Annotated in this window: 17 protein-coding genes; 13 read left to right on the forward strand and 4 right to left on the reverse strand. The window is 69.0% G+C overall.

What is annotated here, in order from left to right; translation table 11 throughout:
- The first annotated feature begins 16 nt into the window (after nucleotides 1-16).
- The 11 genes from JL106_RS00260 (at nucleotide 17) to JL106_RS00310 (ending at nucleotide 11,757) form a co-directional block, all read left to right on the forward strand.
- On the forward strand, nucleotides 17-1,222 hold the full coding sequence (locus tag JL106_RS00260) for a CaiB/BaiF CoA transferase family protein (RefSeq protein WP_205258665.1): 1,206 nt from the start codon (nucleotides 17-19) through the stop codon (nucleotides 1,220-1,222).
- A gap of 30 nt (nucleotides 1,223-1,252) precedes the next feature.
- A complete protein-coding gene (locus JL106_RS00265) occupies nucleotides 1,253-2,509 on the forward strand; it encodes a cytochrome P450 (protein WP_205258666.1) in 1,257 nt (418 codons plus the stop codon).
- Between the two features lie 74 nt (nucleotides 2,510-2,583).
- The gene (locus JL106_RS00270; RefSeq protein WP_205258667.1) at nucleotides 2,584-3,390 is read left to right on the forward strand and encodes a citryl-CoA lyase; all 807 of its coding nucleotides are present in this window, start codon (nucleotides 2,584-2,586) and stop codon (nucleotides 3,388-3,390) included.
- A 185-nt stretch (nucleotides 3,391-3,575) separates the two neighbouring features.
- On the forward strand, nucleotides 3,576-4,754 hold the full coding sequence (locus JL106_RS00275; RefSeq protein WP_205258668.1) for an LLM class flavin-dependent oxidoreductase: 1,179 nt from the start codon (nucleotides 3,576-3,578) through the stop codon (nucleotides 4,752-4,754).
- 100 nt (nucleotides 4,755-4,854) lie between these two features.
- Nucleotides 4,855-5,505, forward strand: a complete 651-nt coding sequence (locus tag JL106_RS00280; protein ID WP_205258669.1) for a TetR/AcrR family transcriptional regulator — start codon at nucleotides 4,855-4,857, stop codon at nucleotides 5,503-5,505.
- 121 nt (nucleotides 5,506-5,626) lie between these two features.
- Nucleotides 5,627-5,950 (forward strand): 2Fe-2S iron-sulfur cluster-binding protein, encoded by a 324-nt coding sequence (locus JL106_RS00285; protein ID WP_205258670.1) that lies wholly within the window; start codon nucleotides 5,627-5,629, stop codon nucleotides 5,948-5,950.
- The gene (locus tag JL106_RS00290) at nucleotides 5,947-7,197 is read left to right on the forward strand and encodes an NAD(P)/FAD-dependent oxidoreductase (RefSeq protein ID WP_205258671.1); all 1,251 of its coding nucleotides are present in this window, start codon (nucleotides 5,947-5,949) and stop codon (nucleotides 7,195-7,197) included. Before JL106_RS00285 ends, JL106_RS00290 begins: the two co-directional genes overlap by 4 nt.
- 106 nt (nucleotides 7,198-7,303) lie before the next feature.
- Complete coding sequence (locus JL106_RS00295; protein ID WP_205258672.1) at nucleotides 7,304-8,530, forward strand: acetyl-CoA C-acetyltransferase; 1,227 nt, start codon at nucleotides 7,304-7,306, stop codon at nucleotides 8,528-8,530.
- Nucleotides 8,531-8,624: 94 nt separating this feature from the next.
- Nucleotides 8,625-9,257 carry a TetR/AcrR family transcriptional regulator gene (locus JL106_RS00300; RefSeq protein WP_205258673.1) on the forward strand — a complete coding sequence of 211 codons (633 nt, stop codon included), beginning with the start codon at nucleotides 8,625-8,627 and terminating at the stop codon, nucleotides 9,255-9,257.
- 428 nt (nucleotides 9,258-9,685) lie between these two features.
- Nucleotides 9,686-10,129 carry an acyl-CoA thioesterase gene (locus tag JL106_RS00305; protein WP_205258674.1) on the forward strand — a complete coding sequence of 148 codons (444 nt, stop codon included), beginning with the start codon at nucleotides 9,686-9,688 and terminating at the stop codon, nucleotides 10,127-10,129.
- A gap of 764 nt (nucleotides 10,130-10,893) precedes the next feature.
- Nucleotides 10,894-11,757: a GAF and ANTAR domain-containing protein gene (locus JL106_RS00310; RefSeq protein WP_205258675.1), complete on the forward strand. Its 864-nt coding sequence runs from the start codon at nucleotides 10,894-10,896 to the stop codon at nucleotides 11,755-11,757.
- Between the two features lie 952 nt (nucleotides 11,758-12,709).
- On the opposite strand, the gene JL106_RS21360 is transcribed toward JL106_RS00310, so the two are convergent.
- Complete coding sequence (locus JL106_RS21360) at nucleotides 12,710-12,832, reverse strand: hypothetical protein (RefSeq protein WP_268927878.1); 123 nt, start codon at nucleotides 12,830-12,832, stop codon at nucleotides 12,710-12,712.
- A 103-nt stretch (nucleotides 12,833-12,935) separates the two neighbouring features.
- On the reverse strand, nucleotides 12,936-13,292 hold the full coding sequence (locus JL106_RS00315) for an HNH endonuclease (protein ID WP_205258676.1): 357 nt from the start codon (nucleotides 13,290-13,292) through the stop codon (nucleotides 12,936-12,938).
- Nucleotides 13,293-13,473: 181 nt separating this feature from the next.
- Here JL106_RS00315 and JL106_RS00320 point away from each other — a divergent pair, with 181 nt between their 5' ends.
- On the forward strand, nucleotides 13,474-13,932 hold the full coding sequence (locus JL106_RS00320; protein WP_205258677.1) for a tellurite resistance TerB family protein: 459 nt from the start codon (nucleotides 13,474-13,476) through the stop codon (nucleotides 13,930-13,932).
- A gap of 64 nt (nucleotides 13,933-13,996) precedes the next feature.
- Here JL106_RS00320 and JL106_RS00325 read toward each other — a convergent pair whose 3' ends face one another.
- Entirely contained in the window at nucleotides 13,997-14,947 is a 951-nt protein-coding gene (locus JL106_RS00325) for an alpha/beta hydrolase (protein ID WP_205258678.1), read from the reverse strand.
- Between the two features lie 115 nt (nucleotides 14,948-15,062).
- On the opposite strand from JL106_RS00325, the gene JL106_RS00330 reads away from it, so the two are divergent.
- The gene (locus JL106_RS00330) at nucleotides 15,063-15,731 is read left to right on the forward strand and encodes a GntR family transcriptional regulator (protein WP_205258679.1); all 669 of its coding nucleotides are present in this window, start codon (nucleotides 15,063-15,065) and stop codon (nucleotides 15,729-15,731) included.
- Between the two features lie 67 nt (nucleotides 15,732-15,798).
- Here JL106_RS00330 and JL106_RS00335 read toward each other — a convergent pair whose 3' ends face one another.
- Complete coding sequence (locus JL106_RS00335; RefSeq protein WP_205258680.1) at nucleotides 15,799-17,487, reverse strand: flavin-containing monooxygenase; 1,689 nt, start codon at nucleotides 17,485-17,487, stop codon at nucleotides 15,799-15,801.
- Between the last annotated feature and the right edge of the window lie 6 nt (nucleotides 17,488-17,493).

Raw genomic sequence — 17,493 nt, forward strand, 5'->3', positions numbered from 1 at the left:
CCCACGGGAGTCATTCATGGCACGACCACTGACCGGGATCCGGGTGCTCGAAGTCGGGCAGTACATCGCCGCGCCCTACTGTGCGATGGTGCTGGCCGACCAGGGCGCCGAGGTGATCAAGGTCGAACGGGTCGGGGTCGGCGATCCTCGCCGCCACTACGACCCGCTCTACGTCAAGGACGGCCGCACCACCAGCGGCGGCTTCATCGGGTACAACCGCAACAAGAAGAGCGTCACCCTCAATCTGGCCGAATCCGAGGGCGTGCAGCTGTTCCGGGACCTGGCCGACACCGCCGACGTCATCATCGAGAATCTGCATCCCGGTGCCATGAAGAAGTACGGCATCGCATACGACGACCTTCGCACCTCCAACCCCGGCCTGATCTACTGCGCGATCAGCGGGTACGGGCGGATGGACACCCACGCCGGTCCGTACACCGACCTGCGGGCCTTCGATGCCACCGTGCAGGCGATGTCGGGCTTCGCCTCGGTGGTGGGCCAGCCCGGCGGGGAGCCGACGCTCGGGTCCGCGGCGATGGCCGACATCTACACAGGGGTGTTCGGCGCACTGGCCATCGGCTTCGCGCTGGTCGGCCGGGCGACGAGCGGGCACGGGACGTTCATCGACCAGGCGATGTACGACACCATGGTCTCGCTCGTCGAGCGCCCGCTGCTGCTGCACGCCCTCACCGGGTACGTGCCCAAGCCCGGTGTCGACCTGTACTCGCCGCTGGGCATCATCGGGGCCAAGGACGGGGCCGTCTCGGTCGTGATTCCGACCGACGCGATGTGGCAACGGTTCTGCGCAGCGATCGGCCGGGACGATCTGGTGACCGATCCACGGCTGGCCACGACCCTGCAACGGGCGCAGCGCTTCCACGACCTGATCAAGGTGGAGGCCGAGCAGTGGACGATGCAGCGGACCCGTGACGAGGTCGTGGCCCATTTCGCCGCGCAGGGCCTGCCGGCCGGCTCCATCCAGACCATCGACGAGGTCGACGACGCCGAACACGCGGCCGCTCGTGAGATCTTCTTCGAACTGCAGGATCCCGCTGCGGGACCGGTCCGGTCGGTGCGTACGCCGCTGTTGTGGTCCGACTATGACGCCGCGCGGCAGGATCCGCCGCCTTCCCTCGGGGAACACAGCGACGAGGTCTTCCTGCAGCTCCCTGGACGGACCCCGGCCGAGCTCGCCGAGCTCCGTGCCCGCGGCATCATCTGACCGACACCGGTTCTGCTGAGGAGACGAGCGATGACGAGCAACGATGCTGCGTCGATCCGGACCGATCCATCCGCGGCGCGACCGCCGGTCCACGAGGTGGACACGTGGGCCGAGGCCAGCGAGCTGCTGCAGACACCGTCGCTGCGCCAGGCCCTCTACGACGGGTCCTACCTGATGGACCGGAGCCTGGTCACGTTGCACGGCGACGAACACCGGGCTCGGCGGCAGCTCGAGACCCCCGTGTTCTCGCTCGCGGCCATCAGCGCCTTCGAGAACGACATCTTCCCGGGGACCATCCCCATCATCCTCGCGCCGCGGATCGATGACGGTGAGGCCGACCTGGCCGTCACCGGTGTGGAATGGATGATCACCACGGCGGCCGCCGCGGCTGGCGTCGACGTCGCGGACACGGCTGACATCAAGCGACTCTCGAGCTTCATCGGGGCCTTCTCCGAGGCGCTGGTGATCGCTCACACCACCCGTGACCCGGAGGAGGTCCGGCGGGACGCGGCCGAGGCGCTGCGATGTTTCGACATCGAGTTCCTGCAGCCGGCGATCGAGCGCCGCCGCCGGCTGCTGGCCGGGTACGACGGTCCCGATGACCCGAGGACCAACGCTGACGTGCTCACCGCGGTGCTGGCCCGTGGTGACGGGATCGGTCTCGACGACGAGACGGTGCTGCACGAGATCGCCGTCTACGTCATGGCCGGGAGCAACAGCTCGACCTCGACGTTGCTGCGGACCATGCACCTGACGTTCGACTGGCTGGAGCGCCATCCCGAGGACCGTGACCGGCTCGTCGCCGACAAAGGCCTGGTGCAGCGGTTCGTGCTCGAGGCGCTGCGGCTGTACCCACCGTCGCCGGACATCCTGCGGCAGGTCACCGAGCCGGTGGTCACCCGCGGTGGCTCGACGCTGGACGTGGGCACCATCGTGCACATCGACGCGACCAAGGTGAACCACGACCCGGCCATCTTCGGTGCCGACGCCGACCGGTTCGATCCCTACCGTCCGACGCCGAACGGCGCCCGGCCGGTCGGACTGAGCTTCGGCCTCGGGATGCACCAGTGCATGGGTCAGCGGGTCGCGGCGGGGATCCTGGCCAGTGCCGAGAACCGGCGGGGCCGGCCGTACGGGTTGGTGCCCGCAATGGTGCACGCACTGTTCCAGGCCGGCGTCCGCCCGCATCCCGACCTGGTCCCGGTGCCCGCCACGACCCACACGCGACCGATGCACTGGAGCGCCTACCCGGTGGCGCTCGATCCGGTCGGGCTCGAACGCCGTTGACCGGCGCGAATTCTCGTCCTGGGTGCACCGCCGCGTGCGCCCCGACCCATCCACGCGAAGGGAGTCCACGGTCGATGACCACGCAACCGCGCTGGCAGACCAAGATCACCGAGGCATCCGCCGAGGGGGTGCGGATCCGCGGATACGAGTTGTCCGACCTGTCCAGGAACGTCGACTTCGCCGAGGTCTTCTACCTGCTGACGGTGGGGGAGCTGCCGTCACCCGCGGCCGGCCGGGCGCTGAACGCCCTGATGATCTCGGCGTGTGATCGCGGGATCACGCCGTCCTCGGCCATCACCCGGACCGTCGCCTCCTGTGGGAGTCCGCTGCAGGCGGCGGTCGCGGCCGGGATCCTGACCTTCGGCGACGTCCAGGGCGGCGTCGGCATCGAGATGGGCAACGGGTTGCTCCGGGCGATGGCCGGACTCGAGGGCCCGGTGACCGTGGATGCACCGCAGGCCCGGGAAGCCGCCGAGTCGTTCGTCGAGCACTACGTCCAGCGCGGCGAGCGGATCCCCGGCTACGGCCAGCCGCTGCACCCCGAGGGCGACCCACGGGCGCGCCGGCTGATCGAGTACGCCTTCGAGCTGGGTGTCGACGGCAATGCCCTGGCTGTCGGCCTTGCCGCCGAGGCCGTCATCGCCGAGCGCAAGGGCCGGCCCATCCCGATGAACGTCGACGGCGCCATCGCCTGTGTGGCGATCGACATCGGGATGCCGCCGGACATCATCCGGGCGATCAATTTCGTCGCCCGGGCCGCCGGGCTCTCGGCGCATGCCCTCGAGGAGCTCGAGACGGCCAAGGGCTTCCGGTTGCTGGCCACCGACGACGAGGTCAGCTACCAGGGGGCGCCAGCCCGTGCGGTGACCCGGTCCGCCTGATCCGGGTCTGGTGCCCGGCGCACGATCTCGATCCACGACACCGGATGGGTATCACGCAGCCCGGCCGGTCCCGTCGGAGGGCACTTTGACGGGAGTAGCACAGTCGCGTAAGATGAACGAACGTTCGTGCATGTTCGGGCCGCCAGCGTGGGTGGTCACCGGGCGTGCCGTGAGGAGACTGGAACATGGGGTTCGCGAAGGCGGAAGGTATGCGCTTCGGCGTCTTCCTCGGTCCGTACCACCTGGTCGGCATCAATCCGACGTTGGCGATGCGTCGTGACCTCGAGCTGGTCGACCACCTCGATGCCCTCGGCTTCCACGAGGTCTGGTTCGGGGAGCACCACTCCAGTGGCGTGGAGACCATCGCCTCTCCTGAGCTGATGATCGCGGCCGCGGCCGAGCGGACCAAGCAGATCATGCTCGGCACCGGCGTGTCGTCCCTGCCCTACCACCATCCGTTCGTGCTGGCCGACCGGATCGTCCAGTTGGACCACATGACCCGTGGCCGAGTCATGCTCGGTGTCGGACCCGGTCAGCTCCTCCAGGACGCCGCCATGCTCGGCATCGATCCGGCGACGCAGCGCGATCGGATGGAGGAGGCGCTCGGCGTGATGCTGCGGCTGTTCGCCGGCGAGACCGTCACCCACGAGTCCGACTGGTTCACCCTCCGGGAGGGTGCGCTGCAGCTGCGTCCCTACTCCAAGTTCGACATCGCCGTCACCGCGGTGATCTCACCCACCGGCCCCAAGCTCGCGGGGCGCCTCGGGCTGAGCCTGCTGTCGCTGGCCGCGACCGATCCCGCCGCCGTCGACCGGCTGGCCACGCACTGGGACGTGCTGGAGACCGAGGCGCGTGAGTACGGTCAGCCCGCCGACCGGTCGACCTGGCGGTTGATGGGCCCGATGCACATCGCCGAGAGCCTCGAGCAGGCCAAGAAGAACATGGAGCACGGCTTCCTGTGGCTGATGAACTACATGAAGCACGTCTCACCGACCACGACGGGTGACTTCACCGACATCAGCGAGTTGGTCGACACCATGAACGCGACCGGCAAGGGAGTGATCGGCACTCCAGACATGGCCGTCGCCCAGCTCAAGCGGCTGCAGGAGAAGTCCGGTGGCTACGGCACCTACTTGCTGCAGGGGGCTGACTACGCTTCGCACAGCGCGACCGTGCGCAGTTACGAGCTGTTCGCGGAGCGGGTGATGCCTCACTTCACCGGGGCCATCGAGCCGATCGACGCCAGTTACCGGCGGTTGCTCGACCTCAAGGGTGCCGGCGTCGAGGCGACGGCCAAGTCCCAGGCCGCCGCGACCGAGCGCTATCGCGTCGAGCGCGGTGTCCCCCGGTCGGCCGGCGTGTGAGCGACGCGATGTCGGCGGAACGAATGCGCAACGCTCTTCCTGGTCGCACCGAGCGACACTGATCCAGCACCGCCCCTTCCCCTTCCTTGGTTGGTGAGAGATGGCCAGACGCAGTTCGGCTGACGCGATCGAGCGTGCGACCGTACGGCTGTTCGCGAAATACGGATTCGTCGGCGTCTCGATCCGCGACCTGGCCGCCGAGGTCGGGGTCAGCCCGGCCGCGATCTACAACCACACATCTTCCAAGGAGGAGATGCTGTGGAAGATCATCTCGCGCACGATGGGCGACATCCTCGGCAACGCCGCCCGCGCCGAGGCGGTCAGTGCGTGTCCGGTCGCTCAGCTCGAGGTGTTCATGACCAACCACGTCAAGTATCTCGCGCACCACCGGGGCGAGGCACGGATCGGCAACACCCAGTGGCGGCACCTGACCGACGAACGCATGCAGGTCGTGCACGACCAGCGAGACCAGTACGCCCGGTCCTTGGAGGCGATCCTGTCGCGCGGCCACTCCAAGGGCTACTTCCTGCAGGGCTCCGTGAAGTTCGCGTCGTTCAGCCTCGTGGCCATGGGCCTCGGAGTCAGTCAATGGTTCCGCAGTACGGGCGACCACTCCGCCGAGGAGATCGCCCAGATCTACGTCGAGTTCGCGATGGACCTCGTCCGTCTCGATCGGGACGCCCACGCGGACAGCTGTCCCGACCTCGGCCATCCCGGGGCGGAGGCGGCCACCGCTCCGCGGCCCGCCTGAACCCGCACGTACTCGCCCGCAGGATGCTGCGGCACCGCCTCGTCGGCCGTGCAGCGCAGCCGTGATGACCCATGCCCGTCGAGGTCGCCAGACGACCGGTCAACCCAGGAAGCAGCGTCGAATGCCCAGCATCTTCTTCGTGGAGCCCGACGGCACCGAACAGCAGGTGGACGTCGAGCCCGGCACCAGCGTCATGATGGCGGCGCAACAGCACGGGATCGAGGGCATCGTCGCTGACTGCGGCGGTGCCTGTTCCTGCGCGACCTGCCATGTGTACGTCGAGGAGCGGCTGCAGGGCCGGTTCGCTCCGGTCGGGTCGTTCGAGGACGAACTGCTCGACACAACGGCATGCGAGCGACTGCCCAACAGTCGCCTGTCGTGCCAGCTGACCATGTCGGACGAGACCGACGGCGTCCGCATCGAGGTCCCTGAGAGCCAGATGTGAGCGGCGTCGTCATCGTCGGCGCCTGCCAGGCCGGCATGCAGACGGCCGCCTCGCTGCGTGAGCACGGGTACTCCGAAGCGATCACCCTCATCGGCGAGGAACAACACCTGCCGTACCAACGGCCGCCGCTGTCCAAGGGATTCGTCACCGGCAGGACGACGGTCGACCAGCTGGCGCTTCGGGTCGAGTCCTTCTACACCGAGCGGGACATCGAGGTGATCACCGGGGATCGGATCGTCGAGATCGACAGGTCGGCCCGGTCGGCCGTCGGACACCTGGGGCGGCGGTATCCGTTCGAGCACCTGGTGCTCACGACCGGGTCTCATCCTCGGCCGTTCCCCGGCCCGGGAGCGCGACTGCGGAACGTGCTGACCCTGCGCAGCGTCGAGGACGCGGTCGCGATCGCCACCTCGTTCAACGGCGTCGAGGACGTCGTGGTCCTCGGTGGTGGGTTCATCGGGCTGGAGCTCGCGGCCACCGCCGCTGCCCTGGGCAAGACCGTCACCCTCGTCGAGGCGACGGCCGGGCTGATGGGACGCGCGGTGTCCCCGCGGGTCGCGGACTTCTTCCTCCGGCAGCACCGCGCCCGCGGGGTCGACGTACGACTGAACTCCTCGGTCTCCGAGATCATCGAGGGGACGCCGGGTGAGGCCGGCGGTGTCCTGCTCACCACCGGTGAATCCATCCCGGCGTCGCTGATCGTCGTGGGGATCGGTGCGGTGCCGACGACCGACCTCGGAGTCGACCTGGGCCTTGGCATGGGGCTCGGCATCCTGGTCGACGAGTTCGCTCAGACGACACAGCCGAATGTCCTGGCGGCCGGGGATTGCGCCCAGCACCGTGACCTCGCCGGTCACTCCAGGGTGCTGACCTCCGTGCAGAACGCGATCGACCAGGCCACGGTGGCCGCCAGGACGATCACGGGCGATCTCAGTCGTCCGTACGACGCGGTCCCGTGGTTCTGGTCAGACCAGTACGACCTCAAGCTGCAGATGGCCGGCTTGGCGCAGGACCACGACGAGGTCGTCCTCCGTGGCGACCCGGAAGCGGGCGGATTCTCCCTCTTGTACCTGCGCGACGGCCGGCTGGTGTGGGCCGAGAGTGTCAGCAAGCCGGGGGAGCACGTGGTCGCGCGACGGTTGATCAGCGCCGGATCGGCGGTGGACCCGAACCTGCTCGCGGACACGACCGTGCGGATGCAGGACGCGGTGATCGAGAATTCCGAGATGGCGAGCACGGTCGAGTGATCACCGGTGTCGACCCGTCGACCATCACGGCAGGTGCCGGACGAGCATGCCGACTCGACCCCGCCGCCACATCGAATCGTGAAGTCCCGACCGACCAGGAGTGGTGATGGCCGAAGCCGTGATCGTTGCCGCGGCGCGCTCGCCGATCGGACGAGCCAACAAGGGCTCGCTGCGGTCCGTGCGAGCCGACGACCTGACCGTCCAGGTGATCCGGGCCGTACTCGACCAGGTACCGCAGCTCGACCCGCGGGACATCGATGACCTCCTGCTCGGCTGTGGGCTGCCGGGGGGCGAGCAGGGATCCAACCTGGGACGCACCGTTGCGGTCATGCTGGGGTACGACCACCTGCCGGGCACGACGATCACGCGGTACTGCGCGTCCTCGCTGCAGACCACCCGGATGGCCCTGCACGCGATCAAGGCCGGCGAGGGCGACGCCTACCTCTCAGCCGGAGTCGAAGTGGTCAGCAGCTTCGTCAAGGGCAGCAGTGATGCGATCCCCGGCGTGGAGCTCACCAACCCGGTGTTCGCCCCCGCCCAGGCGCGATCGGCTCAGCGAACAACAGCAGGCGCCTCCACATGGGTGGATCCGAGGACCGAGCAGTCGCTGCCGGACGTGTACCTTTCGATGGGGCAGACCGCCGAGAACATCCAACAGCTGACGGGAATCTCGCGTCGGGAACAGGACGAGTACGCCGTCAGGAGCCAGAACCGGGCGGAACGTGCCATCGCAGCGGGATTCTGGGCCACGGACATCAGCCCGATCACGCTGCCGGACGGCACGGTGGTCACCGGCGACGACAGCCCCCGTGCCGGCGTCACGCTCGACGCCGTCGCTGGGCTCACGCCGGTGTTCCGACCGGACGGCACCGTCACCGCCGGCAATGCCTGCCCACTCAACGACGGCGCCGCAGCGCTGATCGTCATGAGCGACACCAAGGCGCGGGACCTCGGGCTCACCCCGCTGGCGCGGATCATCGCGACATCCGTGACCGCCCTGTCTCCAGAGATCATGGGCTACGGTCCCGTCGCGGCCATCCAGCGTGTCTTGCAGCGCAGCGGCATGACCGTGGACGACGTCGACCTGTTCGAGATCAACGAAGCGTTCGCCGTCCAGGTGGTGGCGTGTGCCCAGGAACTCGAGCTTCCGATGGATCGCCTGAACGTGAATGGCGGCGCCATCGCCATCGGACACCCGTTCGGGATGACCGGAGCCCGGATCACCTCGACGCTGATCAACGGACTGCGCTGGACCGACAGCGAGATCGGCGTCGCATCAGCGTGTGTGGCCGGTGGCATGGGCATGGCCATGGCCATTGAGCGGCTCAGCTGACTCCGCCGCTCAAGCGGTCGCACCGGACGTTGCAGGGAGGCGAAAGGACATGGCAGAGAAAGCATCTGGGGCGCCCTACCACCCCCTCGGTCACGTGACCGGCTCGACGAAGTACCAGCAGGTCGTGGAAGCAGCGGCCCAACTGTTCGCCGACCGCGGATACCGGGGCACCAGCATGAGAGACATCGCCGACGCCGTAGGACTGCATGCTCCCAGCCTGTACAACCGGGTGCACTCCAAAGCCGACGTCTTGCGCGCCATCATCGACAGCGCCCTCGACGGGTTGGTGGACGCCCAGTTCCAGGCCATCAGCTCCACCCCCGACGTCGAGCTGCAACTCCGGCGAGCCGTGGAAGCGAAGGTGCTGTTCCAAGCCCAGCACCCGCATTTCATTCGCGTGCTCGCCCTGGAAGTGCACCACCTCGACGAACAACCTCGTGGGGTTGTCACCGATCGCATCGCCCAGTACGAAGATTCTTGGCTTGCCTTGATCAACCGCGGCTGTGCCAGCGGTCACTTCCGGGTGGCGTCGGTCGAGCTGCTCGTACCGACCTTGCTCAGCATGGGAACGCAGTCAGCCGCGCAATCTGCGCTCAACCTGTCCATGGCCCAGGTCGCTTACCACTTCGGCGACATGGCCATGAGACTGGTCGAGCCGGCCGGCATTCCCGGCCGTGGTTCGACCGACGTGGATCCGGGGGCGTCGGACATCAGTCGAAGCGCCTGACGACAGAAGCCCACCGGAGCGAGACGTCGGGCGACGACGAAGTGCTGCGGACATGAAGGACTGCCGATGGGGCGTGCTGGTGGTCGCTTCTGGGGCGCGCGCCATGGGTTGCAGTGCCATGTCCATACATATCGGAGCCCATTCGGTAGCGGCTGGAACAGTGGCAGTCTTGTTCCGGTATCCTCACCCGTTCCGGTTCCGTTCGACTCTGTCGCCGTCACGGGACGGCTGCCTGGTGCTCACGGAGGCGCGATCAGCGCAGCCCCGATGTGGAAGATTGTCATGCTGCCCGTCCCAGCCGAAGCGCAGTGGGTATCCATGAGCGAAGGGCAACCGACTGACGCGCGTGATCTGGCTTCTCCGGATCCTCGCGCGAAGCTACTGCTGAGCAAATGCACGGGGTCGATCAACGGAATCGGAGAGTGACGATGTCTGAAGCAGTGCTGGAATTCTCGCTGAGCATCCCGGTCGAGGTTCGGTTCGCCGATCACGATGTGTTCGGTCATGTCAACCATGTTCACTTCGTGCGCTACTGCGAGCAGCATCGCATCCATTTCATGAGCCTGTGGCGTGACGAGTGCGGCGTAGATGTGCTCGACCGAGGGTTTGTCGTGGCACGCGTCGAGTGTGACTATCTCCGACCTATTGGGTACGGGACCGCATCGGTTGATGTGGAGATGTGCGTCGAGCGCATCGGTAGGACCTCATTCACATTGCGGTACAACGTACTGAGCAACGGCGCTGTCTCGGCGTCACTTCGAGCAGTGATCGTGTTGACCGACAGTGAAGGTCGGCCTCGACCGGTTGGTGATTCCGAACGACGGTTCCTGAGACGACATGGCGCTTCTGAGGACAGCTCGAAGTCCAGTTGACTCAGGGCCGTCCTGCCTTCGGACCTCCTGTCTCGGATCATCGTCGGGGAGCGAGCCGTCGATCGTGCGTTCTGGAGGCGAGCCATCTCGGTCGCCCGGCCCGCCTGGATGCCGCCGACCGGGTGGATCGCCTCGTCCAGGCGATTCAACCTGTCCAGACCTGGCGTGTTCGATGTCGGCGAGGGTCTTGCAGGGCCGTCGTGGAAGGCTGCCGCGCCCGGACGGCAGCGCCGCTCCCGGGCCGCGACGACCTGGAACGACTGAACAGGCCCCACCGACATCCGGGCCGTGGGGCCGTACGGCGGATCCATCCCGGCCACCAGGGCGTACGCCATGCGCTCGGCCACCGACACCAACACGACGGTCAGGCCCGCGCTCAGGTCCACCCCCACCACGAGCGCGACCCGGCCTCCGTGGGGGGTTCCTCGGTGGATCGACCGACCAGTGGGACCCGGACCGGTGGTACGACAACCACCAGATCGACCCGCCCGCCGCGCCCGGCCATGCCGCCACGGCTTCCTGACAGGGGCCTGGGGTGCGGGCGGTGACTCAAGCGGGGATGCACCCGACGAAGCGCAGAAGGCATGTCAGCTCGCTACCTCAGACCGTTGCAGGTCAACACCGTCAGCGCGCCGTGATCGGCACGTCGGTGTTGTCCGGAGAACCAGGTCGGGCTCCGCTCGACGGCGCGTCATGATGTCCCGTGCACCGATTCACGGAAAGTTGGGTGCCGTAGCGGCGGCTCGGGTGTGTGCTTCGTCGTGATGGAGGTGCCGGTGATGGCGGAGATCAATGATGTGGAGTCTGGCGGCCAGGGCCTGACGGTCGGGCCGACGTATCGCCGCAACGGGGCGGCTGTGGATCGGTGGGAGCTGGCGCGTGCGCTCAGTGCCGTGGCTCGCGGGTTGCAGGCCGAGCCGGATGTACAGGCCACGGTGCTGCGGATCGTGCACGCGGCGGTGGAGGCGGTCGCCGGGGCCGATCACGCCGGAATCACGCTGATGCGCGGTGGGGTGGCCACCTCGCCGGCGGTCACCGATGGGGTGGTGACCCGCATTGATGAGCTGCAGTACGAATTGCGCCAGGGCCCGTGTCTGCAGGCCATCCGGGAACAGGCCATCATCGACAGCGCGGACCTTGCTGGTGACGACCGGTGGGCCGGTTTCGGGCTGCGGGCGGCGGCGCTGGGGGTCGCCTCGATGCTGGCGGTGCCATTGTCAGTGCCAGGCCGCGAGTTGGGGGCCGTGAACCTGTACGCCCGGCGCGCGGGCGCCTTCGATGAGGACGACAAGCAGATCGCGGTGTTGGTGGCCAGCCACGCGGCCATCGCGCTGCAGGCTCGCCAGCAGCAGCAGGACCTGCGGACCGCGATGGACACCCGCAACCTGATCGGTCAGGCGCAGGGCATTCTGATGGAACGCGGCAAGATCACCGCCGAGCAGGCGTTCACCGAACTGGCCCGCCTGTCGCAGACGCTGAACGTCAAAGTGCGGGACATCGCCTGGGCCCTGGCCACCACCGGCGGCCCACCCGACCCGGTCGACCACCGATCCCATCCCCCCGGGCCGTCCCGTCCGATGGTGGCGCCCCGCCGCCCCGCGGAAGAACTGCCAGTCCGGAGGGTGTGAGTGTGCCGGTGGCGGGGCACCACGTGGCTACGGCGCTTGATCGGACCCGGCGACGATCAGCGTTGAGGGCTGGGCTGTTGAATCCGCACAGCTGCCCAGCCCACCAGGTCAAGTCCGGTGGCGTGGTGTGTGACGGTTGCCGCGGGATCTTCGGTTGGGGTCAGGTGCTGAGCGCCGGGACGGTGGTCTGGTCGGTCACCTCCGTGCTGGTGGTGACGGGCCGCATGCGGCAGCGGGCCAGGACGTCCAGGCCGAGGTAGCGACGGCCTTCGGTCCTTTCGTCGCGTCGCCAGCCTCGCCCGCGCGGTGCCGGTGCTGGCCGACCCGCCGCCGGACGCCACCCGTGACGCTGCCCGGCTGCTGCTGCTGCTGCTGCTGGTGGTGGTGGTGGTGGTGACCTGCTGTGCGTTCGGCGACGACGTGGTCGAGTCGGCCCCGGCGGCGACCGCCGTGATGGACCCAGGCGCTGGCGGCCGCCGTGGTGACCGACAACACGCTGGTCGGCAACGGTCTCGCCGTGCTGTTCGCGGAGGCGACCCGGTCCATCGCCGCCCAGCTCGCCGGTGACGGTCCGGCCGGAGTACGGCACAGCGACGCGGTGCTGCGCGCCCAGGTCGGACTGGGCAGGCGGAAACGTTGCCGACTCCTTCGAGTCCCGCGGGACCCATCTGCTGCACGCCGGTCAGTTCGACGAGCCGCCCGGGCGGACGCGGTGTCCGCGGCCTGGAGCGAGATCCCGGGCGCAGCTGGCCGTGGCACCCCGGGACCGCGCCGCGTCTGGCCACCCTGCGCGCCGAGCTGGGGGAGCGGAGTTCGACCGCCACCGGGCGAGCGCCGCGCGCATGGCCGGGCTCGCACCGGCCGCCCTCGCGATGGCCACCGTCGACGCTGTCGACGTCGCGGTCCCCTCCCGCCCCGCCGCCCCGGCCGACCGCACCGGGACGGCCACCGATCAGCGGCCCATCGTCTCGTCCAGCCAGTCGTAGATCCGCTGCGCCCACAGCACCGCGGCGCCGCCCTCGTCGTGCTCGCCGGCGCCCTCGGCGTTGGTGAAGAGGATGTATTCCTTGGGCACGGTGAGCGCGTCGAACAGCGGCTGCGCCGACGCACGACAGTCTCGAGGATCGCTCTCACCGCGCTCACAGCGAGGTCGGTCCGCCGGACCCGGACCGGACGGCTCAGGCCGGCTCAGCCGGGTCCCGCAGCGCGATCTGCACCTGGGCGTTCCGGGTCAGGAACGTCTGCTCGTCGAGCCGCTTGCGCCGCAGCCAGCCGGTGACCTCGTCGTTGCACTTGCTGGCGTTGCACGAGGCGCAGGCCGGGACGACGTTGCCCACCGTGTACCGGCCACCGCGGGAGATGGCCAGCACACAGTCGCGCTGCAGCGCGGCGCCCTGTGTGCCGCAATACGCGCAGCCGCCCCACAGGGCCAGCAGCCTCGCCCACTGGTTGGGCGTCAGGTCGTGCTCGACGCGGCCCATCCGCACCGCACGCTTGCGCGCCGCCCGGGCGCGGCGTGGTCGGGAGACGGCCATGCGCCGATCCTGCCCGGGCGTCGGGCCGCCACGGGGCAGGCGCACCGGAGCCCCGGCCGGGCGTGACCGTCGGTCCGTCCGGGCTGCGGGTGACGATCACTGCGACGGGAACCCGTCCCGGCGCCCACCCGTTGGCAGCCTGCGGCCGGACGGACCGGAGCCGCAGGGAAGGACGGACTCCGTGGGTTTCCTGGACAACCTCAAGAGCAAGGGCCTCCTGGCGGGCGACCAGCTCAAGACCAAGGTCGGACAGTTCCGCTCCAAGGACTTCGCCGAGGCAAGCATGGCCACGTGCGCGCTGATCGCCGCTGCCGACGGCACCATCGATCCGGCGGAGCGGCAGAAGACGGCCGCGTTCATCGGCAGCAATGACGTGCTCTCGGTGTTCGACGCCGGCCAGCTGCGTGACTCGTTCGACCGGTACTGCAGCAAGCTCACCCAGGACTACGACTTCGGCAAGATCGAGGTGCTGCAGGCGGTCGGCAAGCTGCGCAGCAAGCCCGACCAGGCCCGGGCAGTGGTGCAGATCGGCGTCATCGTCGGTGGGGCCGACGGGAACTTCGACGCCGACGAGCAGCGCGCCGTACGAGACATCTGCCACGCCGTCGGGTTGCCGCCGGCCGAGTTCGGCGTCGCCTGACCGTTCCAGCCTGACCCGCTGCGAACGCTCGTCCGGGGGCGCCCGCCGCCCCCGGACGAGCGAGTCAGGTCAACGCACGGCGCAGCGCGTCGATGCGCATGGCCCAGATCCGCTGGGTGAGTGCGGCGTCGGGGGCGAACGTCTCGGACGCGTGGTAACTGCCCGGGTTGATGTGCAGCTCGCAGGACACCCCGGCCTGCATGAGCCGCTGGGCGAAGGCGATGTCCTCGTCCCGGAACAGGTCCACCGTGCCGACGTCGATGAAGGCGGGCGGCAGGCCGGACAGGTCCGCGGCCCGGGTCGGTGCCGCGTACTGGTCGGCCGGTTTGCCGCCCAGGTACCAGGCCCACGCCTCGAGATTGCCGGCCCGGTCCCAGATGCCGACGTCGACGATCTCCTGGGACGACGGCGTGGTGTTGGTGTCGTCGATCATCGGGTAGATCGGCATCATGAATCGCAGCGCCGGGCCGCCCCGGTCGCGGGCCAGCAGAGCGACGCCGAGGGCCAGCCCACCGCCCGCGCTCCCGCCGTAGACGGCCAGTCGGTCGGGATCGATGCCGAGCTCGGCGGCGTGCTCCGCCGTCCAGACCAGTCCGGCGTAGCAGTCCTCCACCGGCGCGGGATGCGGGTGCTCCGGGGCCAGCCGGTACTCGACGGAGACGACGACGGCGCCGACCTCGTCGCACAACCGGCTGGCCGTGGCGTCCTCCCCGGCCACGCTGCCCAGCACCATGCCACCGCCGTGGATGTAGTAGATGCCCGGCAGCGTCCCGGTGGCGGACTTCGGCCGGGAGATGCGGACGGTCACGTCAGGGTCGCCCGCCGGACCGGGTACCGCCCGGTCCTCCTTGGCCACGTTCGGGTTCTCCACCACCGGCATGGACGCCAACATCTGGTCCACGGTGGCCCGGCGGGCCACGATGTCAGCGATGGCGTTGAACCCGCCGGGCATCACGCTCAGCAGGCCGTCGAGCGGGATGCGGCTGTCGGGATCGATCAGGTCACGAGTCGACATGGCTCTCCAGGGTTCGTGGGGACTCACTCGGGTCGGGGTGCAGGATCAGGATCGGGTCCAGGATCGGGACGTCGACCGTCGGCGCCGGCGGCCGCGGGAGGACGGGGGTGTGGTCGTGTCGTCGTTCGAGGTGCCGCCGACGCGGCGGGAGGCGGTGACGCAGCGGCTCCGGGCCGAGATCGCCTCCGGAGCGCTGCCTCCGGGCACGCTGCTCAAGGACGCCGAGCTGGCCGGCCGGCTCGGCGTGAGCATCACCCCGGTGCGGGAGGCGATCACCCAGCTCGCCGTCGAGGGGCTGATCGACATCTCGCCCAACCGCACCCGCACCGTCGCCGGGTTCAGCCAGAAGCAGGCGCTCGAGCTCGTCGACGTGATGGAGTTGTTGGCCGGCACCGGCTTCGCTCGGGGCGTGGACAATCTCACCGACGACGACATCGCCAAGATGCGGCTCCGGTTCACCGAGTACGTCGACGCGCTGCGGACCGGCAACGTGCCGGCGGCCGGGGCGTCCGGGGCGGACTTCAGCACCATCGTGATCATGGCCGGCGGCAACCGCGAGCTGCAGTCGCTGGTGGACCTGGTCGTCGCCCGCTCGCTGCGCTTCCAGTCGCTCGGCCCGGACAGCCCCATCTGGCAACCGTGGATCGACGGCTACCGCGAGACGCTCGAACTGCTGGAGGCGGGCGACCGGATCAGCGCGGTCGTCCGGTACCGGCAGATCTACGTCGAGTACCGGGCTGCGGTCGAGGCCTCGCTCTGGCATCACGACGACGGGACGCCCTGAGCCGCCGGGCCAGAAGTCGCTCGCGGCGGCGGTCGACAACACGGTCGACAGCATCGTCGGCCGCCGGTCACGCGCTGAGCACGAAGCCGTCGTACCCGTCGGCCGCGACCCGGTCGCAGACCTTCCGGTACTCGCCGACTCCGGCCGCGTAGGGCATGAAGACGCGGGCCTTGCCCGGGACGTTCGCGCCCATGTACCAGGAGTTCGCCCGCGGATAGAGGGTGTGGCTGGCGATCTCGTTGACGTGGTCGACCCAGGCATCCTGGGCCTCCGGGGTCGCCTCCATGGTGGTCAGGCCCTGCGCGCGCAGGTGCGCGATGGCGTCTGTCACCCAGTCGACGTGCTGTTCGATGGAGACGACCATGTTGGAGAGCACCGACGGGCTGCCCGGTCCGGTGATCATGAACAGGTTCGGGAACCCGGCCGAGCCCAGGCCAAGGTAGGTGCGCGGACCGGCCTGCCAGGTCTCCTTGAGCGAGACGCCGTCCCGCCCGCGGATGTCCACGTTGGTCAGGGCGCCGGTCATGGCGTCGAAACCGGTGGCGTAGACGATGATGTCGAACTCGTACTCGCGGGCGGCGGTCCGGATGCCCCGCTCGGTCACCTCGATCAGCGGCTCCCGCTGCAGGTTCACCAGGTGCACGTGGTCCTGGTTGTACGTCTCGTAGTAGTCGGTGTCCAGGCAGGGTCGCTTGGTACCGACCGGGTAGTCCGGGCACAGGTCCTGTGCGGTCTGCGGGTCCTTGACGATGGACATGATCTTGTCGTGGATCCACCGTTTGGCCGTGTCGTTGGCCTCCTGACTGGTGGAGATGTCGTTGAAGCTGGTCAGCAGGTTGACCAAACTGCCGCTCTCCCAGGCCTGCTCGAAGATCGCGCTGCGTTCGGCGTCCGACACCTCGAGGGCCGAGCGGGTGGCGGTCGGCGTCGGTACGCCGAACCCGGACTCCTTCTGGGCCTGTCGCCAGGCCCGGTAGTTGGCCTTCATGTCGGTGATCTCGGCGGTCCGCAGTGCGCGGTTGCGCGCGGGCAGGCTGTAGGCCGGCGTCCGCTGGAACACGGTCAGCTCGTCTGCCTGGGCGGCGATCACCGGGATGGACTGCACGCCGGAGGAACCGGTGCCGATGAGGCCGACCCGCTTGTCGGTGAAGTCCACGCCGTCATGGGGCCAGTGCGCGGTGTGGTGGGTCTCGCCCTTGAAGGTGTCGATGCCGGGGATCTCCGGCAGCTTCGAGGCCGACAGACACCCGGACGCCATCACCAGGTACTGCGCCGTGACGGCGTTCTCGTGTTCGGTGCGCACGGTCCAGCGTGCGTCGTCGGCGTCCCAGTGCGCCGCGGTGATCCGGGTTCGGAACACGATGTCCCGCCGGAGGTCGAAGCGGTCCGCCACGTGACGGGCGTAGGCGAGGATCTCCGGTTGGGTGGGGTAGCGCTCTCGCCACTCGAACTCCTGCTCGAGGTCCGGGTCGAACGAGTAGGAGTACGACAGGCTCTCGACGTCGACCCGGGCGCCCGGATAGCGGTTCCAGTACCAGGTGCCGCCCACGTCCGTGCCGGCCTCGAACACCAGCGCCGACATGCCCATGCCCCGGAAGCGGTGCAACAGGTACATGCCCGCGAAACCGGCGCCGACGATGACGACGTCGACCGCGGTCGGGAGGCTCCGATCGGCACCACCGCCGTCCGGGACCTCGTCGGGCAGGCCGCGCGCGGCGACCTCGGGACTTGCGGGACCGGTTTCGGCAGCGGACATCGTCGT

This window comes from Nakamurella leprariae (genome assembly GCF_016918035.1).
Lineage (GTDB): Bacteria > Actinomycetota > Actinomycetes > Mycobacteriales > Nakamurellaceae > Nakamurella > Nakamurella leprariae.

What these genes read in the sequence shown, in the direction of transcription:
- JL106_RS00285 (WP_205258670.1), top strand. Translation starts at nt 5,627, where the DNA reads ATGCCCAGCATCTTCTTCGTGGAGCCCGACGGCACCGAACAGCAGGTG.
- JL106_RS00280 (WP_205258669.1), top strand. Translation starts at nt 4,855, where the DNA reads ATGGCCAGACGCAGTTCGGCTGACGCGATCGAGCGTGCGACCGTACGG.
- JL106_RS00310 (WP_205258675.1), top strand. Translation starts at nt 10,894, where the DNA reads ATGGAGGTGCCGGTGATGGCGGAGATCAATGATGTGGAGTCTGGCGGC.
- JL106_RS00265 (WP_205258666.1), top strand. Translation starts at nt 1,253, where the DNA reads ATGACGAGCAACGATGCTGCGTCGATCCGGACCGATCCATCCGCGGCG.
- JL106_RS00335 (WP_205258680.1), bottom strand. Translation starts at nt 17,487, where the DNA reads ATGTCCGCTGCCGAAACCGGTCCCGCAAGTCCCGAGGTCGCCGCGCGC.
- JL106_RS00270 (WP_205258667.1), top strand. Translation starts at nt 2,584, where the DNA reads ATGACCACGCAACCGCGCTGGCAGACCAAGATCACCGAGGCATCCGCC.
- JL106_RS00275 (WP_205258668.1), top strand. Translation starts at nt 3,576, where the DNA reads ATGGGGTTCGCGAAGGCGGAAGGTATGCGCTTCGGCGTCTTCCTCGGT.
- JL106_RS00305 (WP_205258674.1), top strand. Translation starts at nt 9,686, where the DNA reads ATGTCTGAAGCAGTGCTGGAATTCTCGCTGAGCATCCCGGTCGAGGTT.
- JL106_RS00315 (WP_205258676.1), bottom strand. Translation starts at nt 13,292, where the DNA reads ATGGCCGTCTCCCGACCACGCCGCGCCCGGGCGGCGCGCAAGCGTGCG.
- JL106_RS00295 (WP_205258672.1), top strand. Translation starts at nt 7,304, where the DNA reads ATGGCCGAAGCCGTGATCGTTGCCGCGGCGCGCTCGCCGATCGGACGA.
- JL106_RS00325 (WP_205258678.1), bottom strand. Translation starts at nt 14,947, where the DNA reads ATGTCGACTCGTGACCTGATCGATCCCGACAGCCGCATCCCGCTCGAC.
- JL106_RS00260 (WP_205258665.1), top strand. Translation starts at nt 17, where the DNA reads ATGGCACGACCACTGACCGGGATCCGGGTGCTCGAAGTCGGGCAGTAC.